Below are 24,995 nucleotides of genomic sequence, written 5' to 3'. Positions count from 1 at the left end.
TCACCAGCGAGAACGGTTCCCGGATCGACCTCGTCGGCCCGACTCTCTTGTGTCCGCGCGCGATCGAGCGCCTCAGCCCTCCGCTCGGAAGCAGCCCTCGAAGTGGTCGTCGACCATCCCGGTCGCCTGCATGAGCGCGTACATCGTGGTCGGCCCGACGAAGCGGAACCCTCGGCGCCGGAGCTCCTTGCTCATCGCGGTCGACTCGTCGGTGACCGCGGGGACCTCGCCCCAGGAGCGCGGCCGAGGCCGCGGGCCGGCCGGGGCGAAGCCCCACATCAGCTCCTCCAGCGGCACGTCGAGGGCGAGGGTCGCGCGCGCGTTCGAGATGGTCGCCTCGATCTTGCCGCGGTGCCGGATGATCCGTTCGTCGCCGAGCAGCCGCTGCACGTCCGCCTCGGTCATCGCCGCGACGCGCTCCGGCACGAAGTCGAGGAAGTCCTCGCGGAACGCCGGCCGCCTGCGCAGGATCGTGATCCAGGAGAGCCCGGCCTGGAAGCCCTCCAGGCAGAGCTTCTCGTAGAGCGCGCGCGGATCGTGCTGGGGCGTGCCCCACTCCTCGTCGTGGTAGCGCCGGTACTCCGGATCGTTCGCCGACCACGAGCACCGGGCGCGGCCGTCGTCTCCGGTCACCAGCGCGGCACGCACGACCGTCTCGGCCGGAAGGGTGCTGGTCGCGGGCTCGCCCGAACGAGTCTGCTCGGCCGGGGAGGTCGTCTCTGTGTCGGAAGCGCTCATGCCGCGAGGGTGATCCCCTCGTGCTCCAGCAGCCACAGCTTGGTGGGGATGCCCTCGCCTCCGCTGTACCCGGTGATCTTGCCGCTGGAGGACAGGACGCGGTGGCACCCGACGATGATGGGCACCGGGTTCGCTCCGACCGCCCCGCCGATCGCGCGCCCGTAGCCGGGGTGGCCGAGCGACAGCCCGAGCTCGCCGTAGGTGGTGAGCGTGCCGTACTCCAGCGCTGTGAGACGCTCCCAGACGGCCGTGCGGAACGGAGTGCCGATCAGGTGGACGGGGACGTCGAACTCCCGGCGCGTGCCAGCGAAGTACTCGTCGAGCTGCGTGGCCGCGTTCTCGAGCACGGCGTCGCGGTTCTCGGGGAGGTCGTCGTGGGGGAGCACGTCGTCGCGTGCGATCGAGAGGGACGTGACGGCGTCGCCGTCGCCGGTCAACTCGATGCGGCCGATGGGGCTCGGCATCCGGAGGAGGAAGATCGTGGAACTGCTCATGGGTCGACTCTACGGGCGGCCACCGACAGTCACTCGCGGAAATCGGACATTGGGGACAAGTCGCATTCCGGGGTCTTCTGTGGAGGACGAATTGGTCCGATGCGCCCCCGGACGCTGCCTAGACTCGACAGCATGGCGAACATCGAATACCGCACCCTCGGCGACTCCGGCCTCATCGTCTCCACGATCGGCCTCGGCTGCAACAACTTCGGCCGCGCGGGCACGGCCACCGAGACCCAGGAGGGCACGGACGCGGTCGTCGACGCCGCGATCGACGCCGGCGTGACGTTCTTCGACACCGCCGACATCTACGGCAAGGAACGCGGGCTCTCCGAGACGCTGATGGGAGCCTCCCTCGAAGGCAAGCGGGACAAGATCGTCCTCGCGACGAAGTTCGGCATGGACATGGCCGGCGCGAACGGCCCCGACTGGGGAGTGCGCGGCTCCCGTCGCTACATCCGGCTCGCCGTCGAGTCGTCGCTGCGCCGGCTGCGCACCGACTGGATCGACCTCTACCAGCTGCATCACCCCGACCCCGTGACCCCGATCGAGGAGACGCTGGAGACCCTGGACGACCTGATCGCCGAGGGAAAGATCCGCTACATCGGCCACTCGAACCTCGCCGGCTGGCAGATCGCGGAGGCCGAGTTCACCGCCCGGCTCGCCGGCCACCCGAAGTTCATCTCGTCGCAGAACGAGTACAGCCTGCTGGTCCGCGGCGCCGAACGGGAGGTGCTGCCCGCCGTCAACGCGTACGGTCTCGGCTTCCTGCCGTTCTTCCCGCTCTACAACGGGCTGTTCACCGGCAAGTTCAGCCGCGAGGGCGGTCCGGCGGACAGCCGCATCATGATGATCCGCAAGCACCTGCTCGACGACGCGCCGTGGGATGCGATCGAGCGGTACCAGGCGTTCTGCGACGAGCGCGGCGTCACGATGCTGCAGGCGACCTTCGCCTGGCTGCTCGCCCAGCCCGGGCTCACCAGCGTGATCGCCGGCGCGACCCGTCCGGAGCAGATCGTGGCGAACGCCGAGGCGGCCACCGCGTGGACGCCCACGGCGGAGGACGTGGCGACCATCTCGGGCTTCTTCCCGCTCGACCGCTGAGCCGCCGGGGGTTGTTCGCTCAGGGCGAACAGCTTCGGCGTTGTGAGTGAGCACTCACTCCACCTACGATTCCTACGTGGAAACCGAGTTGGAGACGACGCGCAACCGCGCGCAGCCGCTGCCGCCGGAGGATCGCAAGGCGATGATCATCGACGCGGTCATCCCGCTGCTCATCGAGCACGGCCGCGGTGTGACCTCGCGCCAGATCGCCGACGCCGCCGGGATCGCGGAGGGGACGATCTTCCGCGCGTTCGGCGACAAGGAGACCCTCGTCCAGGCCGCGGTCGAGAAGTTCCTCGACCCGGAGCCGCTGCGCGAGGCGCTGCGCTCCATCGACCCCGGCCTCCCGCTCGAGCACAAGGTCCGCGCGATCGTCTACCTGCTGCGCGAGCGCTTCCAGAGCGTCATGCGGATCATGTCGGTGGTCGGTCACCAGCGGCCGCCCATCCCGCAGGAGCGCACCGAGTTCGCGGCCATCATCGCGCGCATCCTCGCGCCGGAGGCCGATGAGCTTAACTGGCCCCCGGACCGCGTCGCGCACATCCTGCGCCTGATCAGCTTCTCGTCCGCGTTCCCCGCACTGAACGACGGCATCGAGTTCAGCGTCGACGACCTCGCCCGGATCGCCCTCGTGGGCGTCGCAGGCCGGCCGTTCGCGATCTACACACCCACCACACCCGCCACGACCGCCGCGGACGCGGCAGACCAGGGAGAGCCCGGATGCTCCTGAAACTCCTCGGCCGGTACCTCCGGCCGCATTGGCCGCTGCTCATCGGGGTGGTGTTCTTCCAGCTCGCCCAGTCGCTGCTGTCGCTGTGGTTGCCGACGCTGAACGCCGACATCGTGGACAACGGCATCGCCAAGGGCGACACGGGCTACATCCTGTCGACCGGAGCCGAGATGCTCGGCGTGACGGTCGTCCAGATCGCCTGCTCGATCACCGCCGTCTACTTCGGCGCGAAGGTGGCCATGCTGGTCGGCCGCGACCTCCGCGGCGCGATCTTCCACCGTGTCGGCGAGTTCTCCGAGCGCGAGGTGACCCACTTCGGCGCCCCCTCGCTGATCACCAGGAACACCAACGACGTGCAGCAGGTCCAGATGCTGGTGCTGATGACCTGCACGCTGCTGGTGTCGGCGCCGATCCTCGCGATCGGCGGCATCATCCTGGCGATGCGGCAGGACCTCCAGCTCTCCTGGCTGATCGCGGTGAGCGTGCCCGTGCTGCTGATCGCCGTGAGCATGATCATCGTCCGGATGGTCCCGCTGTTCCGCAAGATGCAGGAGCGGATCGACCGGGTCAACCGGGTGCTGCGCGAGCAGCTCACCGGCATCCGGGTGGTGCGCGCGTTCGTGCGGGAGGACGTCGAGACTGCGCGGTTCACCGTCGCCAACGACCTGGTCACCGACACGGCCATCAGGGCGGGGCGGCTGTTCGCGCTGATGTTCCCGATCGTGATGCTGGTGCTGAACGTGTCCAGCGTCGCCGTGATCTGGTTCGGCGCGTACCGGGTCGCCGACGGATCGATGCAGATCGGCACCCTGACCGCGTTCCTGCAGTACCTCGCGCAGATCCTGATGGGCGTGATGATGTCCACGATGATGGCGGTCCTGGTGCCGCGCGCCGCCGTCTGCGCCGACCGCATCGGCGAGGTGCTGAACACCGAGCCGTCGGTGGGCGCCGTCGAGAACCCGATCACCGAGGTCACCGCCCGCGGGACCGTCGAGTTCGTCGGCGTCGGCTTCTCCTACCCGGGAGCCGAGCAGCCGGTCCTGAACGACGTGACGTTCTTCGCCGAGGCCGGCAAGACCACCGCCGTGATCGGCAGCACCGGGGCCGGCAAGACGACGCTGGTGAACCTCATACCCCGGTTATTCGACGCCACGAGCGGCATCGTGCTGGTGGACGGCGTGGACGTCGCCGAGCTCGACCCCGAGCTGCTCTGGTCGCGCATCGGGCTCGTCCCGCAGAAGCCGTACCTGTTCTCCGGGACGGTCGCCAGCAACCTCCGCTACGGCAACCCGGACGCAAGCGACGACGAGCTCTGGCGCGCGCTGGAGATCGCGCAGGCGAAGGGCTTCGTCGAGGAGATGCCGGACAAGCTCGACGCGGCCATCGCCCAGGGCGGAACCAACGTCTCCGGAGGCCAGAGGCAGCGCCTCGCGATCGCCCGCGCGCTCGTGCGCCGGCCGGAGATCTACATCTTCGACGACTCGTTCTCCGCGCTCGACACCGCCACCGACGCCCGTCTGCGCAGCGCGCTCGCCCGCAACGAGTCGGAGGCCACGATGATCGTCGTGGCCCAGCGGGTGTCGACCATCGTGGACGCCGACCAGATCGTCGTGCTCGAGGACGGCCACGTGGTCGGCCGAGGCACGCACGCCGAGCTCGTGGAGACCAATCCGACCTACGCCGAGATCGTCTCGTCGCAGCTCACCGCGGAGGAGGCGGCATGAGCCGCGCAGACGGCGCCCGTGGCGGCGCGACCCAGCAGACTCCGGCTCGGCAGGCTCCCGCCCAGCAGGCCCCCGTGCGGACCCCCGTCCGCCGCGGCCCGGGCGGCGGCCCGTTCGGCGGCATGACGATGCCGGGCGACAAGTCGATGAACTTCGGCCCGTCGGCCAAGCGCCTCGCCGCGCGACTGCGGCCGGAGTGGATCGGGATCGTGTTCGTCACGGTCCTCGCGGTGGTCAGCGTCGTGTTCGCGGTTCTCGGGCCGAAGCTGCTCGGCAACGCGATCAACCTCGTGTTCGCCGGCGCGATCTCCGCCCAGCTCCCGAAGGGCATCACGCAGGCGCAGGCGATCGCAGGGCTCCGGGCGAACGGGCAGGGCCAGCTCGCCGACCTCATCTCCGGGATGACGCTGACCCCGGGCGAGGGGATCGACTTCACCGCCGTCGGCCACGTGCTGATGTGGGTGCTGGCGCTCTACATCGCGTCGTCGCTGTTCGCGTACCTCCAGGGCTACGTGCTCAACGGGATCACGCAGCGCACGGTGTACCGGCTGCGCCAGGACGTGGAGGCCAAGATCCACCGCCTCCCGCTGACCTACTTCGACAAGATGCAGCGCGGCGAGCTGCTCAGCCGGGTCACGAACGACATCGACAACATCTCGCAGACCCTCCAGCAGACGATGAGCCAGCTGCTCACCTCGCTGCTGACGGTGATCGGCGTGACGGTGATGATGTTCGTCGTGTCCCCGCTGCTGGCGGTCATCGCGCTCATCACCATCCCGCTGACCCTCGTGGTCACGATGCTGATCGCCAAGCGGTCGCAGCGGCTGTTCGTCGCGCAGTGGCGCAACACCGGCGAGCTGAACGGGCAGATCGAGGAGGCCTTCACCGGCCACTCGCTCGTGAAGGTCTTCGGGCGCCACCGCGAGGTGGAGGAGCGGTTCCGCTCCAAGAACCAGGAGATGTACCAGGCGAGCTTCGGCGCGCAGTTCATCTCCGGTCTGATCATGCCGTCGATGATGTTCGTCGGGAACCTGATGTACGTCGCGATCGCGGTGGTCGGCGGCCTCCAGGTCGCCAACGGCGCGATGCAGCTCGGCGACGTGACGGCGTTCATCCAGTACTCGCGCCAGTTCACCCAGCCGCTCACGCAGCTCGGGTCGATGGCCAACCTGCTGCAGTCCGGCGTCGCCAGCGCCGAGCGGGTCTTCGAGCTGCTGGACGCCGAGGAGCAGAGCCCCGACCCGGCCGAGCCGCAGAGCCCGCACGGCACCCGCGGCCGGCTGGCCTTCGAGGACGTGTCGTTCCGCTATGTGGCGGACAAGCCGCTCATCGAGGACCTGTCGCTGGTGGCCGAGCCGGGACAGACCGTCGCGATCGTCGGGCCGACCGGCGCGGGCAAGACCACGCTGGTCAACCTGATGATGCGCTTCTACGACCTGGACTCCGGCCGGATCACCCTCGACGGCGTCGACATCGCGTCGATGACCCGCCACGACCTCCGCGACCGGATGGGGATGGTGCTGCAGGACACCTGGCTGTTCAAGGGCACCATCCGGGAGAACATCGCCTACGGCCGCCCGGACGCGACCGAGGAGGAGATCCTGGACGCGGCGCGCGCCACCTACGTCGACCGGTTCGTGCACTCGCTTCCGGACGGCTACGACACGGTGCTGGACGACGAGGGCTCGAACGTGTCGGCCGGCGAGAAGCAGCTGCTCACGATCGCGCGGGCGTTCCTCGCGCGGCCGAGCGTGCTCATCCTGGACGAGGCGACCTCCTCGGTCGACACCCGAACCGAGCTGCTGGTGCAGAAGGCGATGAGCGCGCTGCGCGCCGACCGCACGTCGTTCGTGATCGCGCACCGGCTGTCCACGATCCGCGACGCCGGGCTCATCCTCGTGATGGAGGCCGGCCGGATCGTGGAGCAGGGCACCCACTCGGAGCTGCTCGCCCGCGGCGGCGCGTACTACACGCTCTACAACGCACAGTTCGCGGCGCCCGCGGAAGAGGAGGCGTAATCCGATTCGTGCCGAATGTCGACTTTCGCGACGCGAAAGTCGACATTCGGCACGAATGTGCGGGGTCAGAGGCGGGCTCGGACGGCCCGGACACACCAGAACAGGCCGTACGCGAGCAGCCCGACGGCGATGAGCACCAGCAGCACCACCCCGAACGGGACGCTCACCAGCGTCTTGAGGCTGCCGTCGAGGCCGGACGCCTTCGACGGGTCGAAGGTGATCGCGGCCGTGACCACCAGCCCGCCGACCAGCACCAGGGCGACGCCCTTCGCGATGTAGCCGACGCGGCCGAGCACGGTGATCGCGCCCGCCCAGCGGTCCGGCGGCAGCTTCAGGTCGCGCTCGAAGCGGTGCGTCGCGCCGTTGCGGATGAAGCCGACGCCGACGCCGACGACGACCAGCCCGATCAGCGCCAGGACGAAGACCCCGCCTGGGAGGGCGAGCAGGCGCGCGCTGGCCGACTTGTCGCTCGATGACGTGTTGTGGCCGCCGCCCGTGGCGATGGTGATCGTCAGGTACGCGAGCCCGCCGTAGACGACGGCTTTCACGACCTCCAGCGCCTTCTTGCCGGCACCCTGCACGGTGAAGGCGACCAGCACCTGCCAGAGCGCCAGCACGACGAGGCCGATCACGATCACCCAGAGCACGAAGACGCCGCCCGGCACCGACGCGACTGCCTGCAGGGCGCCGGACTGGTCGGCCTGGCCGCCGGCGCCGGCGGCGACGGCCAGTGCGATGACGCCGATCAGGATGTGCAGGAGGCCGATCGAGGCCAGTCCCACGCGGGTGAGGGCACGCACCGTGGCGCTGTGCTGGAGCTTCGACGCTGTTCGGGTTGGCGTGCTCATGCCCTGCACGGTACCCGGGGTCCCGGACGCTCGGAATCTCGGGTACCGTAGATAGCTGAGTCCGCCGCGCCATCGCGCGGCGGCGAAGATCTGAATAGAGGAGGCCGGCATGGACATCGACCTCAGCGTCTTGCGTCTCATGGAGCGCGAGAAGGAGATCCCGTTCGATGAGCTGGTGCAGATCATCGAGCAGGCGATCCTGACCGCATATCTGAAGCACACCAACCAGGCCGACCACCGCCACGGGCACAGCGACCAGCCGCCCGCCGCGCGTGTCCACCTGGACCGCAAGACGGGGCATGTCACCGTCTACGTCCCGGAGCGCGACGAAGAGGGCAACGTCATCGGCGAGGCCGAGGACAGCCCGAGCGACTTCGGCCGCATCGCGGCGTTCGCCGCCAAGCAGGTGATCAACCAGCGGCTGCGCGACATCGCGGACGACGCGGTGCTCGGCGAGTTCCGCGGCCGGGAGGGCGACATCGTCGCCGGCGTCATCCAGCAGGGACCGAACCCGCGCATGGTGCACATCGACCTGGGCAGCGTGGAGGCCATCCTCCCGCCCGAGGAGCAGGTGCCGGGCGAGGAGTACACGCACGGCTCGCGCATCCGCGTCTACGTCACGAGCGTGGCGAAGGGCGCCAAGGGCCCGTCGATCACGGTCTCGCGCACCCACCCGGCGCTCGTCCGCAAGCTGTTCGCGCTGGAGGTCCCGGAGATCGCCAGCGGCATCGTGGAGATCGTCTCGCTCGCCCGGGAGGCCGGCCATCGCACCAAGATCGCGGTGCGCGCCACCGAGCCCGGTGTGAACGCCAAGGGCGCCTGCATCGGCGAGCTCGGCCAGCGCGTTCGCGCGGTGACCGCTGAGCTGAACAACGAGAAGATCGACATCGTCGACTACTCGCCCGACCTCGCGACGTTCGTCTCGAGCGCGCTCTCGCCGGCCAAGGTGACCAGCGCGTTCGTGATCGACGAGTCGCTGAAGGCCGTCCGCGCGCTCGTTCCCGACTACCAGCTGTCGCTCGCGATCGGCAAGGAAGGCCAGAACGCACGCCTCGCGGCGAAGCTGACCGGCGCGAAGATCGACATCCAGCCCGATTCGATCCTGGACGAGAAGTAACAGCCGACCGAGGGAATGCGAAGCGGGGACGGAGCGTTGTCCGAAGAGGCGGCGCTCCGTCCTGATTCGGCGCAGAGATGCGTGAGGGGTAAGATGGAAGCCGTCAGAACGTGCGTCGGATGCCGTTCTCGCGCTCCCCGATCCTCTCTTCTGAGGGTCGTACTCCGGAATTCGGAACTCGTGGCGGACCCGTCCGCCACTCTCCCCGGACGGGGCGCGTGGCTGCATCCGGTCGACGAGTGTCTCGACCTCGCACTCCAGCGCAAGGCCTTCGGGCGGGCGCTGAGGGCGGATGGGGCGCTCGACCCGACGGCCGTCCGGGCCGCACTGCGACCCCGGATGGCTTTGAGAGAACAGGCTGAAGAAGCAGTGACTTCACATGAGTGACAACAAATGAGCGGCTCGAAATGAGTGCCGTCCGCAACTAACGCCTGCCCTGTCCGGGGTGGGCCCCAGACAGGAGAATTGTGGCTGCAAAACCACGCGTACACGAGGTCGCGAGCGAGCTCGGCGTCGACAGCAAAGTCGCGCTCGCGAAACTCAAGGAGATGGGCGAGTTCGTCAAGGGCCCGTCCTCGAGCATCGAGCCGCCGGTAGCGCGCAAGCTGCGCGCCGCCCTGGAGGCTGAAGGCTTCACCGCCGACAAGGCGTCGGCGCCCAAGGCCGAGGCCCCGCGCCCGGCCGCGCCGCGCCCGCAGGCGTCCGGCGAGTCCGCCGCACCCAAGCCGCAGGCGCCGCTCTCGGTGGCCGAGCGTCAGGCCGCCGCCGAGAAGGCCGCTGCCGAGAAGGCCGCCGCCGAGAAGGCCGCTGCCGAGCAGGCCGCGCAGGCGGCTCCCGCCGCGAAGGCGACCACCGACGCCGCCAAGCCGGCCTCGCCGCGCCCCGCCTCCGGCGGTGGCTCCGGCTCCGGCTCCGGCAGCATCCCGCGTCCCGGCGCCCCGCGTCCGGGCAACAACCCGTTCTCGTCCAGCCAGGGCATGGGCCAGCGGCCCAGCACCCCGCGGCCGGGCAACAACCCGTTCTCGTCCAGCCAGGGCATGGGCTCGCGTCCGAGCCCGGGCAACATCCCGCGTCCGGCCCCGCCGCGCCCCGGCTCGCCGCGCATCGGCGCGCCCGGCCAGGGCGGCGGCAACCGTCCCGGCCAGCGCCAGGGCGGCGGCGGAGGTCGTCCCGGCTTCCAGCAGCGTCCCGGCGGCGCCGGTGGCGGTGCGGGCGGCGGCTTCCAGCGCCCCGGCGGCGGCACGGGCACCGGCTTCGGCGCTCCGCGTCCGGCCGGCGGCGGTGGCCGCGGCCGTGGTCCCGGCGGCGGCACGGCCGGCGCGTTCGGCCGCGGCGGCGGCAAGTCCAAGGCCCGCAAGTCGAAGCGCGCGAAGCGCCAGGAATTCGAGATGAGGGAAGCTCCGTCGCTGGGCGGCGTGAGCGTTCCCCGCGGCGACGGCGGCACGGTCGTGCGCCTGCGCCGTGGCTCCTCCATCTCGGACTTCGCCGACAAGATCGACGCGAACCCCGCGTCGCTGGTCACCGTCCTCTTCCACCTGGGCGAGATGGCGACCGCGACCGAGTCGCTCGACGAGGCGACCTTCCAGATCCTCGGCGAGGAGCTGGGCTACAAGATCCAGGTCGTCTCGCCCGAGGACGAGGACCGCGAGCTGCTCGAGGGCTTCGACATCGACCTCGACGCCGAGCTGGAGGGCGAGTCCGACGAGGACCTCGAGATCCGGCCCCCGGTCGTCACCGTCATGGGTCACGTCGACCACGGTAAGACGCGCCTCCTCGACGCCATCCGCAACGCGAACGTCGTCGCGGGAGAGGCCGGCGGCATCACCCAGCACATCGGCGCCTACCAGGTGTGGACGGAGCACGAGGGCATCGAGCGTGCCATCACCTTCATCGACACCCCGGGTCACGAGGCGTTCACCGCCATGCGTGCCCGCGGTGCGCAGGTCACGGACATCGCGATCCTCGTGGTCGCGGCGGACGACGGCATCATGCCGCAGACCATCGAGGCGCTGAACCACGCCCAGGCGGCGAACGTGCCGATCGTGGTCGCGGTCAACAAGATCGACAAGCCGGAGGCCAACCCGGCCAAGGTGCGCCAGCAGCTCACCGAGTTCGGCCTGGTCGCCGAGGAGTACGGCGGCGACGTCATGTTCGTCGACGTGTCGGCCCGCAACGACATCGGCATCGACTCCCTGCTCGACGCGGTCCTGCTGACCGCCGACGCCGGGCTCGACCTGCGCGCCAACCCGAACAAGGACGCGCGCGGTGTCGCGATCGAGGCGAAGCTCGACAAGGGCCGCGGCGCCGTGGCGACCGTGCTGATCCAGTCCGGAACGCTGCGCGTCGGCGACGCGATCGTCGCGGGCACGGCGTACGGCCGCGTCCGTGCGATGGCCGACGAGAACGGCGAGCCCGTCCTCGAGGCGGCGCCGTCGCGCCCGGTCCAGGTGCAGGGTCTCTCCAGCGTCCCGCGCGCCGGCGACACCTTCATCGTCACCGAGGAGGACCGCACCGCCCGGCAGATCGCCGAGAAGCGCGAGGCCGCCGAGCGCAACGCGCAGCTGGCGAAGGCCCGCAAGCGCATCTCGCTCGAGGACTTCACCCGCGCTCTGGAAGAGGGCAAGGTCGAGGCGCTCAACCTCATCATCAAGGGCGACGTGTCCGGTGCCGTGGAGGCGCTGGAGGAGTCGCTCATGAAGATCGAGGTCGACGAGTCGGTCAGCCTCCGCATCCTGCACCGCGGCGTCGGCGCGATCACCGAGTCGGACATCGACCTGGCGACCATCGACAACGCGATCGTGATCGGCTTCAACGTCCGCCCGGACGTGAAGGCGCGCGAGCGTGCGGCCCGCGAGGGTGTGGACGTCCGCTTCTACTCGGTCATCTACAACGCCATCGAGGACATCGAGAACTCGCTCAAGGGCATGCTCAAGCCCGAGTTCGAAGAGGTCCAGTCCGGTGTGGCCGAGATCCGCGAGGTGTTCCGCTCCTCGAAGTTCGGCAACATCGCCGGTGTCATCGTCCGGTCCGGAACGATCACGCGCAACGCCAAGGCGCGCGTCATCCGCGACGGCGTCGTGGTGGGGGACAACCTCGCCATCGAGTCGCTGCGCCGGTTCAAGGACGACGTCACCGAGGTGCGTACGGACTTCGAAGCCGGTATCGGCCTCGGCAAGTACAACGACATCCAGGTCGGCGACGAGATCGAGACCACCGAGATGCGGGAGAAGCCTCGCGCGTAATCGGTAGCATGTGAGGCCCGGCGGGAGACCGCCGGGCCTTCGGCTTCCGGCAGAACATCCAAGGAGGACCCCATGGCCGACCCGGCACGCGCGAGGAAGCTCGCGGACAGAATCCAGGTCATCATCGCCAAGCGGCTGGATCGCGGCCTCCGCGACCCGCGGCTCGGCTTCGTGACGATCACCGACGTGCAGGTGACGGGCGACCTCCAGCACGCGACCGTGTTCTACACGGTGTACGGCACCGACCAGGAGCGCGCCGACACGGCAGCGGCCCTGCAGGCGGCGACCGGTATGCTCCGCAGCGAGGTGGGCAAGAACATCACCGCGCGGCTGACGCCGACGCTGGCCTTCCAGCTCGACGCCATCCCGGAGAACGCGGCCCACATCGAGGACCTGCTGCGCCAGGCGCACGAGCGCGACACCGAGGTGGCCGGACTCGCGGCCGGCGCCAGCTACGCCGGCGACGAGGACCCGTACGTGAAGCCGCGCGAGGACGACGAGGAGGACTGACGGATGTACGCCGTCTCGTTCTACGACGCCGACCCCGATAACACTCCCGAGCGCTTCCAGCGCATCGTGGAGGCGTACCCGCGGCACAAGGCCTACCTCGACGCCTTCGCGGCGGAGACCGGCGACGTGCTGATGATCGGCACGTTCGGCGATCCGGGCACGCAGGGGTCGATGGCCGTGTTCCGGTCGCGGGAGGCCGCCGAGCGGTTCCGCGACGGCGACCCGTTCTTCACCGAGGGGCTGGTCTACCGGTCGCGGATCCTGGACTGGGATCCGCTCGTGTTCGCGGAGTCCTGAGCGGCTTCCGGCTGCGTCACGGCAGTGTGTAGCCGTCGCCCTCCGCGACCGCGAGGCCGTCGGCGACCAGCCCGCGGAGGGCGCGGTCGCGCTGCTCGGCGTCGGGCCAGACGTCCTCCAGCTCGGCAGTTGTGACCGGGATGTGCGAGCCGCGCAGTTCCGCGAGGATGCGGCCGCGCACCTGCCGGTCGCTGCCCTCGTACTTCTTCTGGACGGCCTTCCGCGGGCCGTCGTACGCGGGGTAGCCCGCCGCCCGCCAGGCGCAGGCTGCCGCCAGCGGGCACTCCTCGCAGCGCGGCGCGCGGGCGACGCACACGATCGCGCCGAGCTCCATCATCCCGGCGTTGAAGGCCGCGGCCGCCGGGCGGTCGTCGGGGAGCAGCGCCGACATGGCCGTGAGGTCGCGTCGGCCCGGCGGCCCGGGCTCGCCCTGGCCGTCGACCGCGCGGGCGATGACGCGGCGCACGTTGGTGTCGACAACGGGATGGTGCGCGCCGTAGGCGAAGACCGCGACGGCGCGCGCCGTGTAGTCGCCGATGCCCGGGAGCGCGAGCAGCGCCTCGACGTCATCGGGAACCACGCCGCCGTGACGCTCGGTGATGGCGACCGCCGCCGCGTGCAGCCAGAGGGCGCGGCGCGGGTAGCCGAGCGACTGCCACGCGCGCACGGCCTCCCCGGGCGGGACGGCGGCGAGGTCGGCGGGCGTCGGCCAGCGGGTCAGCCACTCCTCCAGTCGCGGGATGACGCGGGCCACCGGGGTCTGCTGCAGCATGAACTCGCTGACCAGGGTGCCCCACGCGGTGAAGCCGTCGCGGCGCCAGGGGAGGTCGCGGCGGTTGGCGTGGTACCAGTCCACCACCGCTGTGGCGAACGCGTCGGGATTGTCCGCGTCGGGCATTCTTCGAGGGTATCGGGTGGCCGCCAGGAGCTTATGCTCATGGCATGATGCTGCCGCCGACGCCGCGGGTCCTCGCCCTCCGTGAGATCGTGGCGGAGGTGCGGGCGCTCGCGCCGGGCGGCCGCGTGGTCGTCGCGGTGGACGGCGGCGGCGGCACGTCCGGCTTCGCGGATGAGCTCGCCGTGGTGTTCCGGGAGTCCGGCGTCGACACGCACCGGGCCTCCGTCGGTGACTTCCACCGGCCCCGCGCGGACCGGACGTTCTTCGGCCCTGAGACGCCGGAGCGCTACTACCGCGACGCGTTCGACTATTCGACGCTGCAGCGGGTGCTGCTCGACCCGTTCCGGATGGGCGGCAGCACCGGGTTCCAGACGCGGCCTTCGACGAGGTGCGGGACGCGCCGGTCGGCGCGCGGTGGGAGACGGCCGGACCCGACGCGGTGCTGGTCATCGACGGCGAGTTCCTGCTGCGGCCGGAGCTGCGGCGGGACTGGAACGCGTCGATCCTGCTCGTGAACGCCCCGCAGCGGGCGGTCTACGAGGAGGACGCACGGCCGCGGGACGTCGCGACCATCCTCGTGGACGACTCGGACCCGCAACTGCCGGTGCGGGTCTCGCGCTCGGAGTCGGCCTAGCCGCGGTCCTGGCGGCCCAGCAGGGGAGCGAGCCGGCGGGCGACCTCTGCGGGCGCGATGAACGCTTTCGCGGCCTCCACCTCGTGCACCAGGCCGGTGAGCGCCGCGTTGACCGGGGCCTCCTGCCCGAGCGCGTGCGCCTCTGCGACGACCGCGCCGTTCAGGTAGTCGATCTCGCTGAGCTGGCCGCGGCGGATGCTCTGCAACGTCGAGCCGGGGTTGGGGGTCGCGCCCATCCTGCGCCGCATCAGCAGCGGGACGACCTGCGCCAGCCAGCGCGGGGAGGACGCGACGAAGCGGAGGATCCGGTCGTCCAGGCCCTGGATGCTGCCGAAGCGCACGCCGCGCGCGATGCCGACGCGGACGGCCTCCTGCAGGCTCGCGGTGATGACCGGCCGCAGCGCGCGGTCGCCGAGGGTCTCCTGGGCGCTCAGGCCCGTGATCGCGGGCATGGCGTTGACCTGGTTGACCATGAGCTTCGTCCACTGGCAGCCGGTGAAGTTCTCGACCGCGAAGCTGGGCATCGCGGCGTCGAGGATGCGCGCGGCCTCCACCGCGCTCGCCGGCGGCTCGCCGTCTCCCGCGCCGAGGTAGGTGTTCGCCGTCGTCGTGACGGTGACGCGGCCGGGGGAGAGGTAGCTGGCGGCGTAGAGCGCGAGCGCGCCGACGCAGTCGGAGCCGGGCAGCAACTCGGTGGCGGCCCGGAGGCCGGCGAGGCCGTTCTGGACGACCACGACCGTGATCCCGTCGAGGAGTTCGGCGTTGTCGCGGATGGCGGCCTCCGCATCCTGCGCCTTGGTGCAGACGAACACGAGCTCCGGCCGCGTCTGCAGCCGTTCGGCGGCCGCGACCCGCGCGGTGTGAACGCCCCAGCCGCCGTCGAGCCGGAGGCCGTCGGCGCGGATGGCGGCGAGCTGGTCGCCGCGGGCGGTGACCTCCACGAGGTGGCCGACCCGGTCGAGCAGCGCCGCGGTCGTGCCGCCGATGGCTCCCGCTCCGATCACGCCGATTCGCACGGTGTCCAGCCTAGGGCGCGCCGCCTGCGGCGTGAAAACGACGGGACACGGCGCTCCCTGCGTCGTGTCCCGTCGTCTCGGCCGGATGGGCTATTCCGCCAGCACAGGCGTCGGCTCTGCGGTGGCCTCCGCGGTCACGGCGGCGTCGAGGGCGGTCGTCTCCGACTCGTCCGCGGCGTGCGCGGCCGCAGCGAGCTCGGCGGCCCGGCGCCGGCTCGGCAGGGCGAGCGAGATCACGGCGGCCAGCGCCAGCGCCCCCGCGCCCACCCAGACGGCCGGGATGGCCGCGCTCACGTAGCCCGTCGGGGTGAGCGTGCCGCCGGCGCCGGTGAACACGGCGGTCAGCACGGCGACGCCGAGCGCGACGCCGATCTCGCGCAGTGTGGAGTTGGTGCCGGAGGCCTTCGCATGGTCGGCCGTCCGCATGTTCGCCAGCACCGCGGTCGAGCTGGGCGCGAACACCAGGCCCATGCCGACTCCGGCCAGCAGGAACGGCGGCCACATCTGCGAGTAGGGCAGGTCGGCGGACAGCGTCCCGGCGATCCAGGCCATGGCCCCGGCGAGGAACACCAGCCCGACGACGATCGGGAGGCGCGTGCCGGTGCGGCCGGAGACCAGCCCGGTCAGCGGCGCGACGACCATCGGCGCCAGCGTCCACGGCATCGTCATCACGCCGGCCTCCAGCGGGGTGTGCCCCTGCACGACCTGGAGGAACTGGATGAGGATGAAGATCGCGCCGAAGATGCCGAAGCTGAAGGTGACGCCGACGAGGTTCGCGACGGTGAAGCTGCGGTCGCGGAACAGCCGCAGCGGCAGCAGCGGAGCGGAGGTGCGCGACTCCCAGAACACGAACGCGATCAGCAGCGCGCCGCCGGCGATGAGCGAGACCAGCACCTCGGCGCTGTCCCAGCCCGCGTCGTTGCCGCGGACGATGCCGTAGACCAGGCCCAGCACGCCGGGCGCGGCGAGCAGCAGGCCGACGATGTCCGCGCGCACCCGGTCGCCGAAGCTGTTGGGGAGGGCGAGCAGCACGAGCGGGACGGCGATGACGCCGAGCGGGACGTTGAGCCAGAAGATGGCCTGCCAGTTCCAGCCCTGCACCACGGCGCCGCCGATCAGCGGGCCGAGGGCGACGCCGAGGCCGGAGATGCCGCCCCAGATGCCGATCGCGGCCGGGCGGAGGCGCTGGCTGACGCTGCCGGCGAGCAGCGTCAGCGAGAGGGGCAGCAGGGCCGCGGCTCCGGCGCCCTGCACCGCGCGGGCGGCGATCAGCATCCACGGTTCGGTCGCGAGGGCGCTCGCCGCGCTGGCGAGGGTGAAGACGACGATGCCGCCGAGGAACACCGAGCGGCGGCCGAGCCGGTCGCCCATGCCGACGGCCATCAGCATGAGCGTGGCGAAGCTGAGCGTGTAGGCGTTGACGACCCACTGCAGCTGCTCGATGGAGGCGCTCAGGTCGCGGGCGATGACGGGGAGGGCGCTCGTGACGACCAGGTTGTCCAGGGTCGCCATGAACATCGGGAGGGAGGCCGCGACGATCGCGAGCCAGACGGGGACGCGGCGTGCTGCGGAGCCGGCGCGGGCCGGGCTTCCGGTGCCCGGGTGTGATGTGCGGAGAGCAGTCATGGGACTTCGCTTCCTGGGTCGAGTACGGGTGAATCGGGTGTGGAGTTCGGAAGTAATCGAATGATTACAACGAACTGTAGTAATCGACTGATAACATGTCAAGCATGACTTCGGCGATCAGTGAACGGATCCCCTCGGCCGAGCGGCGCGAGCAGATCCTCGGCGCGGCGAGCCTCGTGTTCGGGGAGCGCGGCTACTTCGGCGCGACCACGGACCAGATCGCCAAGGCGGCCGGGATCAGCCAGCCCTACGTGGTGCGGATGTTCGGCAGCAAGGAGAACCTCTTCGTGGAGGTCCTGCAGCGCGCGCTCGACAAGCTGATGGCGAGCTTCCAGGCCACCATCGACGGCTGGAAGGCCGACGGATCGCCCGCGGGGGAGGACGGCGCGGTCGGCGAGCACCACGAGATCGGCCGCAGGCTGGGCCTCGCGTACGTCAACCTCATCGAGGACCGCGGCATCCTGCTCTCGCTCATGCAGGCCTTCGGAATGGGCAACGACGCCGTGATCGGCGAGCGCGCGCGGGAGGGCTTCCTCGCGATCTACAAGCTGGTCCGCGACCAGGTCGGCTTCTCGCCCGACGAGGCGCGCACCTTCCTCGCCGAGGGCATGCTGCTGAACACGCTGCTCGGGCTCAAGCTCCCCGCCGAGTACGGCAAGGACGTCTGCGCCACCGAGATCATCGAGTCCACCTTCCGCACCAAGCTGCAGCTGGTCCTCGACGTCGCCGGCGAGAGCGCATGACCGGCAGCGGTCTGATCCTGGTCGACAAGCCCGGCGGCTGGACGAGCCACGACGTCGTCGCGCGCGTCCGCCGGCTGGCCGGCACCCGCAAGGTGGGCCACGCGGGCACGCTCGACCCGATGGCCACCGGACTCCTCATCCTCGGAGTCAACTCGTCCACGCGGCTGCTGACCTACATCGTCGGCGCCGACAAGGAGTACCTGGCGACCATCCGGCTCGGCGCGACCACGACCACCGACGACGCCGAGGGCGATGTGGTAGCGGAGGCCGACCCGGCCGCCGTCGCCGCGGTCGCCGACGAGGGCATCGCTCGCGGCATCCGGGCGCTCACCGGCGAGATCGAGCAGGTCCCGAGCTCGGTCAGCGCGATCAAGGTGGACGGCAAGCGCGCCTACGCGCGGGTGCGGGCGGGCGAGGAGGTCGTCCTGCAGGCACGCGCGGTGACCATCGCGGAGTTCGAGCTGCTGGCGGCCAGGCGGCTGCCCGATCCGGAGGCGCCGGTCGCGATCGAGCTCGACGTGCGCGTGGTCTGCTCCTCCGGCACGTACATCCGCTCGCTCGCGCGCGACCTCGGCGCCGACCTCGGGGTCGGCGGCCACCTCACGGCCCTGCGCCGCACACGGGTGGGCCCGTTCGATGTGCGGGAGGCCGGCGAACTCGATACGCTCGATGCCGCGGCGGCCCTCATCCCCGCTGCGCGAGCCGCCTCGGACCTGTTCGAGACGCTCGAGCTGACCGAGCAGCAGGCGATCGACCTGACGCACGGCCGGCGCATCCACATCGCCGATCGGGAGGGACCGGGAGGCGGACCCGTCGCGGCCATCGCCCCCGGCGGCCACCTCGTGGGGCTCATCGAGTTCCGCGGAAAGGAAGCCAGGACCCTCGTGAATTTCCCGACCGACGAGATCGCCTCCGCATGATCGAATGGTTCGTGGCGCTGCAGGTCGGCGTCGCCGTGGTGGCCGGCGTGCTCTGCCTGGTGCTCGGCTTCGCCGGGCGCGTGCCGGGCGACGTCTCGATGGGCGCCGTCGCTCTGGTCGAGCTGCTGCTGATCGTGCAGCTGGTCATGGCGATCGTGGCCCCGCTGGTGGGCAACCCGCCGACCGGGAGCCTCGCCGAGTTCTACATCTACCTGATCTCGGCGCTGCTGCTGCCGCTCGCCGGCGGCTTCTGGGCGCTGATCGAGCGCAACAGGTGGAGCACCGTCATCCTCGGCGGGGTCTGCCTCGCCATCGCGGTGATGGTGTACCGGATGGGGCAGATCTGGTTCGTACAGGGCGCCTGAGCTATCGGGAGGGTCAGGCCGTCGCGGGAGGGTCAGGGCCGCGCACGATGACCTGACGCGTCGCGAATAGAATCGTTACCGATGTCCCACCACACCATGTCCGCCCGCGAGCAGAGCGGTGGCGAGGCGCCCAGGCGCCGCGTCTCCGGCGTCGGCCGCGTCCTCGTGTTCGTCTACGGCGTGCTGGCGCTGGCCGCGACCGGCCGCAGCGTCTTCCAGATCATCGACCGCTTCCACGAGGCGCCGGTCGCGTTCACGCTGTCCGCGCTCTCCGCGGCCGTCTACATCGTCGCCACCATCGCGCTCGTCGCGCCGGGGCGGGTCTGGTACCGGGTGGCGTGGATCACGATCACCTTCGAGCTGGTGGGCGTGCTCGTGATCGGGACGCTCAGCCTGTTCGCGCCGGCGACGCTGGGCCTCCACGACATCGACCCGTTCGGGCGCGACGCCACCGTCTGGTCGGTCTACGGCATGGGCTACCTGTTCATCCCGCTGGCCCTGCCGATCCTCGGCCTGCTTTATCTGTCGAAGCACAAGCCGCGCGACGAGGCGCGTTCGTGAAGGTGTTCGGCTCCGTCGAGGAGATCCCCGACGGCTTCGGGCCGAGCGCGGTCACGATCGGCAAGTTCGACGGCGTCCACACCGGTCACCGCGCCGTGATCGAACGGCTGCGCGCAGTCGCCGCCGAGCGCGGGCTGACCGCCGCGGTGATCACCTTCGATCGCAACCCGCTGGAGCTGCTGGCGCCCGAGAAGTGCCCGGCGTCGCTGGTGAGCAACCGACAGAAGCTGGAGCTGCTGGCCGAGACCGGGATCGACGCGACGCTCATGGTCGCCTTCGACCGCCCGCTCGCCGACCTGCCTCCCGAGGAGTTCGTGCGTCACATCCTGGTCGACCGGCTGCACGCCGCCGCGGTGCTGGTGGGCAGCGACTTCCGGTTCGGCGCGCGCGGCGCCGGCGACGTGGCGATGCTACGTGACCTGGGGGAGCGGTACGGCTTCACCGTCGAGCTGATCGACGACGTGCGACCCGAGCACGGCCGCCGCGTGTCCTCCACCTGGATCCGCGAGCTGCTGGCAGCCGGCGACGTCGGTCACGCCGCCGAACTGCTCGGCACCGTGCCGACCGTGCGCGGGATCGTCGTCCACGGGGCGGCGCGCGGACGCGAGCTCGGCTTCCCGACCGCGAACCTGTCGCCGGAGTCGGAGGGCCTCATCCCGGCCGACGGCGTCTACGCCGGCTGGCTGACCGACGACGACGGCGCGCGTTATCCCGCCGCGATCTCGGTCGGCAACAACCCGACGTTCGAGGGCGTTCCGCAGAAGCAGGTGGAGGCCTACGTGCTCGATCGCGAGCTCGACCTCTACGGCCACACCGTCGACGTGGCGTTCTCCGAGCGCATCCGCGGCATGGTCGCGTACGCCGGGATCGAGCCGCTGATCGCGCAGATCGCGGACGACGTCGAGCAGGCCAGGCGGATCCTGACAGCCGAGCGCGCGTGACCGAGGCGAACCAGGACACCACCGCGTCGGCGTCGGCCGCGCGCCCGCTCTGGCAGGGCCGCACGGTCGCGCTGCTCGGCATCCTGCTCGTCGCGGCGAACCTGCGCACGGCGGTCGCGGCGCTCTCGCCGATCTTCGCCGAGATCCGGGTCGAGTTCCCGGTGTCGAGCGTCGGCGTCGGCCTGCTCGGGATGCTGCCGCCGGTCTGCTTCGCGCTCTTCGGCCTCCTGGCGCCGACATTCACCCGCCGGCTCTCGCTGGAGGCCGTGCTGCTGATCGCGCTCGGCGTGATGCTGACCGGGCACCTGCTGCGCGCGACCGCCGGGTCGTTCGTCATGCTGGCCGTCGGCTCTGCCGTCACGTTCGCGGGCATGGGCGTCGGCAACGTGCTGCTGCCTCCGCTCGTGAAGCGCTACTTCCCGGACCGGATCGGCCTGGTGACGGCGCTCTACGCCACCGTGATGTCGGTGAGCACGCTGCTGCCGCCGCTCGTCGCCGTGCCAGTCGCGGACTCCGCCGGCTGGCATGTGTCGGTCGGGATGTGGGCGCTGGTCAGCGTGCTGGCGATCCTGCCCTGGCTGCGCATCCTCGTCACCCACCGGCCCGCGCACGCCGCCCACGACGTGGAGGTCGAGGAGGCCGACCGCTCGCTGATCCGCCGCATCTGGCGTTCCGGGCTGGCCTGGGCGATGGCGGTCGTGTTCGCGGTGTCGAGCCTGAACGCGTACGCGATGTTCGCGTGGCTGCCGCAGCTCGTTCACGATGTCGCCGGGACGCCGCCGGCGGAGGCGGGCGCGCTGCTGTCGATCTACGCCGGGATGGGTATCCCGGCCGGGCTGCTGGTGCCGTTGCTCGCCGCGCGGATGCGGAACGTCTCGCTGCTGATCTACGCCGGCGTCGCGTTCTTCGTCGCGGGCTACGCGGGGCTGATCTTCGCGCCGTCGACGGCGACCTGGCTGTGGGTGGCGTTCGCCGGCCTCGGCCCGCTGCTGTTCCCGCTGAGCCTGGTGCTCATCAACGTGCGCACGCGCACGCACGCCGGCTCGGTCGCGCTGAGCGGCTTCACCCAGGGCCTCGGCTACACCCTCGGTGCGCTGGGACCGCTCGTGGTCGGCATCCTCCACCAGGCGACCGGCGGCTGGACGGTGCCGATGGTCGTGCTGACCGCGACCGCGTTGGCCGCCGCGGCCGCCGGCGCCGTCGTCGCCCGGCCGGTGCCGCTCGAAGACCGCTGACCGCAACTCCGGAGTCCTGCCCGCGCAGCACCCCGATCCGCCCGTAGTTCCGGACATCCCGGCCCCGGCCGCCCGAATCTCCGGAATTGACGACGCGACCTAACTCCGGAGCTCGCCACGCGACCGGCCCGGATCTCCGGAGTTACGGAGACCGCGGCGGCGTGTCTGACAAGGACTCCGGAGTTGTCAGCGCGGGTTGGCCGGCAGCAGTTCGCTGCGGTGGATGAGGGCGGCCGCTCCGATGAGCGGTCCCTCGGAGGAGAGGGCGCTCGGGACGATCCGCACCTTGCGGACGAACGGGAAGTAGTGCGCTTCGATGACCTCGCGCATGTGCGTGAAGAGGTCGGGGGTGGAGTGCGAGAACCCGCCGCCGATCGCGACCAGCTCCAGGTCGAGCAGCGCGGTCGCGGAAGCGATCGCGTGGCCGACGGCGCGGCCCGTGCGGGTGATCGCGGCGACCGCGACCTCGTCCCCTGCGGCGTACGCCGCCGCGAGCTCCTCGCCCGTTCCGCCGGTGAAGCCCTGCCGGCGCGCCCAGGCGACGGTGTGCGGGCCGGAGGCGATGGCCTCCAGGGCGTACGGGGCGCCGAAGGTGTCCTCGCCTCGGATGTCGCCGACCTCCACGTGCCCGATGTGCCCGGCGTTGCCGGTCGGCCCGGTGATGACCCGGCCGTCGACGATGAGGCCGCCGCCGATGCCGGTCGAGACCACCATTCCCATGACGTTGTCGACGCCCTGCGCGGCGCCCACCCAGTGCTCGGCCATGGTGATCGCCACGCCGTCCATCTCCAGCGTCACCGGCACGTGGAGGCCGGCCGAGGCCGCGACAGAGCCGATGAAGTCGCGCAGCGGGTAGTCGCGCCAGTCCGGGACGTTGAGCGGCGAGACCAAGCCGCGCCTGCGGTCGATCGGGCCGGCGCAGCCGATGCCGACGCCGACGATCTCCGCGCCGTCGGGCAGCGCCGCGAACGCGTCGCGCACGACACCGCCGACCGAGGCCTCCAGGTCGGCGACCGTCGCCGTGCGGCCGGTCGGGAGGCGGTGACGGGAGCCGGGGAGGAGGACGCCGTCCGCGTCGACGAGGGCGGCTTCGACCTTGGTTCCGCCGAAGTCGACGGCGAGTGCGAGGGGAGTGGCAGACACGAGCCAACGATAAACGAAACCGGCCCTGCTCATTTGAGCGGTGAACGCGCAACCGTTGCACACCGACCTAAGCTGGACGCGTGGCCCTGAACGATACCGACGAGATCCTCGCCGTCAAAGCCGCAGAGCTGTACTACGAAGCCGGCAAGACCCAGGACGAGATCGGCGTCGCCCTCAACGTCTCCCGCTGGAAGGTCGGCCGGCTCCTGGTGGCGGCGCGCGAGCACGGTTTCGTGCGCATCGAGATCGTCCACCCGAGCGCCAGGAAGTTCTCGCTGGAGCGCGAGCTGTGCGGCTTCTACGGGCTGGAGGACGCCGTCGTCGTCCCCGCCGCGGAGTCGGACGCCGACTCCCAGGCCCGCGTCGCACAGGCCGCGGCCGACTACCTGACGACCCTGCGTCCCGTGCCGCGCACGCTCGGCGTGAGCTGGGGCCGCACGCTGCACGCCGTCGCCGCCCGGCTGCGCCCGGGCTGGGCGGTCGGCGTGAACCCGGTCCAGATCAACGGCAGCGTCTCGAGCACCCGGCAGGCCACCGCCGCCGCGGACACCGCCGTCGTGATGGCCCGCAAGGCCCAGGGCACCGCGACCCTCCTCCCGAGCCCGGCGATCTTCGAGCACGCGGCCACTCGCCGCGCGATCGAGGCCGACCGCTCCGTCCAGTCCGTGCTCGACCTCGCGCGCGGCGCCAACGCCTACCTGTTCAGCGCGGGCGTGGTCGACACCAGCTCCGTGCACGTCGACTCCGGCTACCTCTCCGCGGAGGACGTGCTCGCGCTGGCCGCCAAGGGCGCCGTCGGCGACGTGGTCGGCCGGTTCATCGACGAGGCGGGGCAGGTCGCCGACCCCGAGCTGGACAGCCGCACGCTCGGCCTCACGCTGGACGAGCTCCGCAACGCCCGCACCTCCATCGCCGTCATCGCGGGGGAGGCCAAGCACGGCATCGCCCACGCGGTCGTCGCCAGCGGGCTGTGCACCACCCTGATCACCGACGAGTCGACCGCCAACGACCTCCTCGGCCGTGTGCCGAACATGAGAAAGCAGACGTCATGACCATCGAAACGACTCCGCCCGTGCGCACGCTCGCGCCGGCGGCCCGCGCCGTCGAGGTGCTGGGCGGCGACCTCACCGAGGGCTCGCTCCGGCGCTACCTCGGCGGCATCCCCGGCATCGACGCCGTCGGCCTGGAGCAGCGCGCGGCCGGCCTCGGCACCCGCTCCATCAAGACCACCAGCAAGGCGTGGGCGCTCGACAAGATCATCGAGCTGATCGACCTGACCACGCTGGAGGGCGCCGACACGCCGGGCAAGGTGCGCTCGCTGGTCGCCAAGGCCCTCACGCCCGACCCGAGCGACCTGACCGCGCCGCGGCCCGCCGCGGTCTGCGTCTACGGCGACATGGTGCCCTACGCCGTGGAGGCGCTCGGCGCGTCCCACGCCGCCCGCGTCGCCCGCGAGACCGGACAGGCCGGCGGCATCAACGTTGCCGCCGTGGCCACCGCCTTCCCGAGCGGCCGTGCCTCCCTCCCGGTCAAGCTCGCCGACACCGCCGACGCGGTCGCCGCCGGCGCGGACGAGATCGACATGGTCATCGATCGCGGAGCGTTCCTCTCCGGCCGCTACGGCCTCGTCTTCGACGAGATCGTGGCCGTCAAGGAGGCCTGCCGCCGCGACGACGGCAGCTACGCCCACCTCAAGGTCATCCTGGAGACGGGCGAACTGAACACCTACGACAACGTGCGCCGGGCGTCCTGGCTGAGCATCCTCGCCGGCGCCGACTTCATCAAGACCTCTACCGGCAAGGTCTCCCCGGCGGCGACGCTCCCGGTGACGCTGCTGATGCTGGAGGTCGTGCGCGACTGGCACCGGCTCACCGGCGAGGAGATCGGCGTGAAGCCGGCGGGCGGCATCCGCTCGTCGAAGGACGCCATCAAGTACCTCGTGACGGTCGCGGAGACCGTGGGCGAGCGCTGGCTGCAGCCGCACCTGTTCCGGTTCGGCGCCTCCAGTCTCCTCAACGACGTGCTGCTGCAGCGCCAGAAGCTGCACACCGGGCATTACTCCGGCGCCGACTACGTGACGATCGACTGAGA

At 71.1% G+C, this 24,995-nt stretch carries 26 protein-coding genes; 19 read left to right on the top strand and 7 right to left on the bottom strand.

Features of this window, described 5'->3' with window-relative positions; all coding sequences use genetic code 11:
- Positions 1-72 precede the first annotated feature (72 nt).
- Together F1C12_RS06435 and F1C12_RS06430 are read right to left on the bottom strand one after the other, a co-directional pair.
- Positions 73-738: a DNA-3-methyladenine glycosylase I gene (locus tag F1C12_RS06435; RefSeq protein WP_185277963.1), complete on the bottom strand. Its 666-nt coding sequence runs from the start codon at positions 736-738 to the stop codon at positions 73-75.
- Positions 735-1,232, bottom strand: coding sequence for a methylated-DNA--[protein]-cysteine S-methyltransferase (locus F1C12_RS06430; protein WP_185277962.1), 498 nt, complete (start codon positions 1,230-1,232; stop codon positions 735-737). Before F1C12_RS06430 ends, F1C12_RS06435 begins: the two co-directional genes overlap by 4 nt.
- 132 nt (positions 1,233-1,364) lie before the next feature.
- On the opposite strand from F1C12_RS06430, the gene F1C12_RS06425 reads away from it, so the two are divergent.
- The 4 genes from F1C12_RS06425 (at position 1,365) to F1C12_RS06410 (ending at position 6,808) form a co-directional block, all read left to right on the top strand.
- The gene (locus tag F1C12_RS06425) at positions 1,365-2,336 is read left to right on the top strand and encodes an aldo/keto reductase (RefSeq protein WP_185277961.1); all 972 of its coding nucleotides are present in this window, start codon (positions 1,365-1,367) and stop codon (positions 2,334-2,336) included.
- A gap of 76 nt (positions 2,337-2,412) precedes the next feature.
- The gene (locus tag F1C12_RS06420; RefSeq protein WP_258046148.1) at positions 2,413-3,066 is read left to right on the top strand and encodes a TetR/AcrR family transcriptional regulator; all 654 of its coding nucleotides are present in this window, start codon (positions 2,413-2,415) and stop codon (positions 3,064-3,066) included.
- The gene (locus F1C12_RS06415; protein ID WP_185277960.1) at positions 3,057-4,790 is read left to right on the top strand and encodes an ABC transporter ATP-binding protein; all 1,734 of its coding nucleotides are present in this window, start codon (positions 3,057-3,059) and stop codon (positions 4,788-4,790) included. Before F1C12_RS06420 ends, F1C12_RS06415 begins: the two co-directional genes overlap by 10 nt.
- Positions 4,787-6,808 carry an ABC transporter ATP-binding protein gene (locus F1C12_RS06410; protein WP_185277959.1) on the top strand — a complete coding sequence of 674 codons (2,022 nt, stop codon included), beginning with the start codon at positions 4,787-4,789 and terminating at the stop codon, positions 6,806-6,808. The genes F1C12_RS06415 and F1C12_RS06410 overlap by 4 nt, the downstream gene beginning before the upstream one ends.
- 65 nt (positions 6,809-6,873) lie before the next feature.
- Here F1C12_RS06410 and F1C12_RS06405 read toward each other — a convergent pair whose 3' ends face one another.
- On the bottom strand, positions 6,874-7,656 hold the full coding sequence (locus F1C12_RS06405; RefSeq protein ID WP_185277958.1) for a DUF1206 domain-containing protein: 783 nt from the start codon (positions 7,654-7,656) through the stop codon (positions 6,874-6,876).
- A 109-nt stretch (positions 7,657-7,765) separates the two neighbouring features.
- On the opposite strand from F1C12_RS06405, the gene nusA reads away from it, so the two are divergent.
- The 5 genes from nusA (at position 7,766) to F1C12_RS06380 (ending at position 12,822) form a co-directional block, all read left to right on the top strand.
- On the top strand, positions 7,766-8,773 hold the full coding sequence (gene nusA, locus F1C12_RS06400) for a transcription termination factor NusA (protein WP_179607001.1): 1,008 nt from the start codon (positions 7,766-7,768) through the stop codon (positions 8,771-8,773).
- A gap of 15 nt (positions 8,774-8,788) precedes the next feature.
- Positions 8,789-9,160, top strand: a complete 372-nt coding sequence (locus F1C12_RS06395) for a YlxR family protein (protein ID WP_308458003.1) — start codon at positions 8,789-8,791, stop codon at positions 9,158-9,160.
- Positions 9,161-9,240: 80 nt separating this feature from the next.
- Complete coding sequence (gene infB / locus F1C12_RS06390) at positions 9,241-12,015, top strand: translation initiation factor IF-2 (protein WP_185277956.1); 2,775 nt, start codon at positions 9,241-9,243, stop codon at positions 12,013-12,015.
- Between the two features lie 72 nt (positions 12,016-12,087).
- On the top strand, positions 12,088-12,525 hold the full coding sequence (gene rbfA / locus F1C12_RS06385; RefSeq protein WP_185277955.1) for a 30S ribosome-binding factor RbfA: 438 nt from the start codon (positions 12,088-12,090) through the stop codon (positions 12,523-12,525).
- 3 nt (positions 12,526-12,528) lie between these two features.
- Positions 12,529-12,822 (top strand): YciI family protein, encoded by a 294-nt coding sequence (locus F1C12_RS06380; RefSeq protein WP_185277954.1) that lies wholly within the window; start codon positions 12,529-12,531, stop codon positions 12,820-12,822.
- 16 nt (positions 12,823-12,838) lie between these two features.
- On the opposite strand, the gene F1C12_RS06375 is transcribed toward F1C12_RS06380, so the two are convergent.
- Positions 12,839-13,720, bottom strand: a complete 882-nt coding sequence (locus F1C12_RS06375; protein ID WP_185277953.1) for an A/G-specific adenine glycosylase — start codon at positions 13,718-13,720, stop codon at positions 12,839-12,841.
- Positions 13,721-13,764: 44 nt separating this feature from the next.
- Here F1C12_RS06375 and F1C12_RS06370 point away from each other — a divergent pair, with 44 nt between their 5' ends.
- Both F1C12_RS06370 and F1C12_RS22665 read left to right on the top strand, forming a co-directional pair.
- A complete protein-coding gene (locus tag F1C12_RS06370; protein WP_258046147.1) occupies positions 13,765-14,235 on the top strand; it encodes a hypothetical protein in 471 nt (156 codons plus the stop codon).
- Complete coding sequence (locus tag F1C12_RS22665; protein ID WP_258046146.1) at positions 14,232-14,354, top strand: hypothetical protein; 123 nt, start codon at positions 14,232-14,234, stop codon at positions 14,352-14,354. The genes F1C12_RS06370 and F1C12_RS22665 overlap by 4 nt, the downstream gene beginning before the upstream one ends.
- Here F1C12_RS22665 and F1C12_RS06365 read toward each other — a convergent pair.
- Both F1C12_RS06365 and F1C12_RS06360 read right to left on the bottom strand, forming a co-directional pair.
- Complete coding sequence (locus F1C12_RS06365) at positions 14,351-15,370, bottom strand: ketopantoate reductase family protein (protein WP_185277952.1); 1,020 nt, start codon at positions 15,368-15,370, stop codon at positions 14,351-14,353. The two genes, F1C12_RS22665 and F1C12_RS06365, sit on opposite strands and share 4 nt — an antisense overlap.
- Before the next feature lie 90 nt (positions 15,371-15,460).
- Entirely contained in the window at positions 15,461-16,996 is a 1,536-nt protein-coding gene (locus F1C12_RS06360; RefSeq protein ID WP_185277951.1) for a DHA2 family efflux MFS transporter permease subunit, read from the bottom strand.
- Between the two features lie 104 nt (positions 16,997-17,100).
- Between F1C12_RS06360 and F1C12_RS06355 the strand changes: the two genes are divergently transcribed.
- The 6 genes from F1C12_RS06355 to F1C12_RS06330 all read left to right on the top strand — a co-directional run bounded on the left by F1C12_RS06355 (position 17,101) and on the right by F1C12_RS06330 (position 21,761).
- The gene (locus F1C12_RS06355; protein ID WP_185277950.1) at positions 17,101-17,739 is read left to right on the top strand and encodes a TetR/AcrR family transcriptional regulator; all 639 of its coding nucleotides are present in this window, start codon (positions 17,101-17,103) and stop codon (positions 17,737-17,739) included.
- On the top strand, positions 17,736-18,659 hold the full coding sequence (truB, locus tag F1C12_RS06350) for a tRNA pseudouridine(55) synthase TruB (RefSeq protein WP_185277949.1): 924 nt from the start codon (positions 17,736-17,738) through the stop codon (positions 18,657-18,659). Before F1C12_RS06355 ends, truB begins: the two co-directional genes overlap by 4 nt.
- The gene (locus F1C12_RS06345; protein WP_185277948.1) at positions 18,656-19,024 is read left to right on the top strand and encodes a hypothetical protein; all 369 of its coding nucleotides are present in this window, start codon (positions 18,656-18,658) and stop codon (positions 19,022-19,024) included. Before truB ends, F1C12_RS06345 begins: the two co-directional genes overlap by 4 nt.
- Positions 19,025-19,105: 81 nt before the next feature.
- Positions 19,106-19,585 carry a hypothetical protein gene (locus tag F1C12_RS06340; protein WP_185277947.1) on the top strand — a complete coding sequence of 160 codons (480 nt, stop codon included), beginning with the start codon at positions 19,106-19,108 and terminating at the stop codon, positions 19,583-19,585.
- The gene (locus tag F1C12_RS06335) at positions 19,582-20,526 is read left to right on the top strand and encodes a bifunctional riboflavin kinase/FAD synthetase (RefSeq protein ID WP_185277946.1); all 945 of its coding nucleotides are present in this window, start codon (positions 19,582-19,584) and stop codon (positions 20,524-20,526) included. Before F1C12_RS06340 ends, F1C12_RS06335 begins: the two co-directional genes overlap by 4 nt.
- A complete protein-coding gene (locus tag F1C12_RS06330; protein ID WP_185277945.1) occupies positions 20,523-21,761 on the top strand; it encodes an MFS transporter in 1,239 nt (412 codons plus the stop codon). Before F1C12_RS06335 ends, F1C12_RS06330 begins: the two co-directional genes overlap by 4 nt.
- Positions 21,762-21,947: 186 nt before the next feature.
- On the opposite strand, the gene F1C12_RS06325 is transcribed toward F1C12_RS06330, so the two are convergent.
- On the bottom strand, positions 21,948-22,904 hold the full coding sequence (locus tag F1C12_RS06325; protein WP_258046145.1) for an ROK family protein: 957 nt from the start codon (positions 22,902-22,904) through the stop codon (positions 21,948-21,950).
- Positions 22,905-22,984: 80 nt separating this feature from the next.
- On the opposite strand from F1C12_RS06325, the gene F1C12_RS06320 reads away from it, so the two are divergent.
- Positions 22,985-23,956: a sugar-binding transcriptional regulator gene (locus F1C12_RS06320; protein ID WP_185277943.1), complete on the top strand. Its 972-nt coding sequence runs from the start codon at positions 22,985-22,987 to the stop codon at positions 23,954-23,956.
- Positions 23,953-24,993, top strand: coding sequence for a deoxyribose-phosphate aldolase (gene deoC / locus F1C12_RS06315; protein ID WP_185277942.1), 1,041 nt, complete (start codon positions 23,953-23,955; stop codon positions 24,991-24,993). Before F1C12_RS06320 ends, deoC begins: the two co-directional genes overlap by 4 nt.
- Positions 24,994-24,995 lie beyond the last annotated feature (2 nt).

It is taken from the genome of Leifsonia shinshuensis (genome assembly GCF_014217625.1).
Taxonomy (GTDB): domain Bacteria; phylum Actinomycetota; class Actinomycetes; order Actinomycetales; family Microbacteriaceae; genus Leifsonia; species Leifsonia shinshuensis_A.
This window is presented reverse-complemented; position numbering and strand designations above follow the sequence as displayed.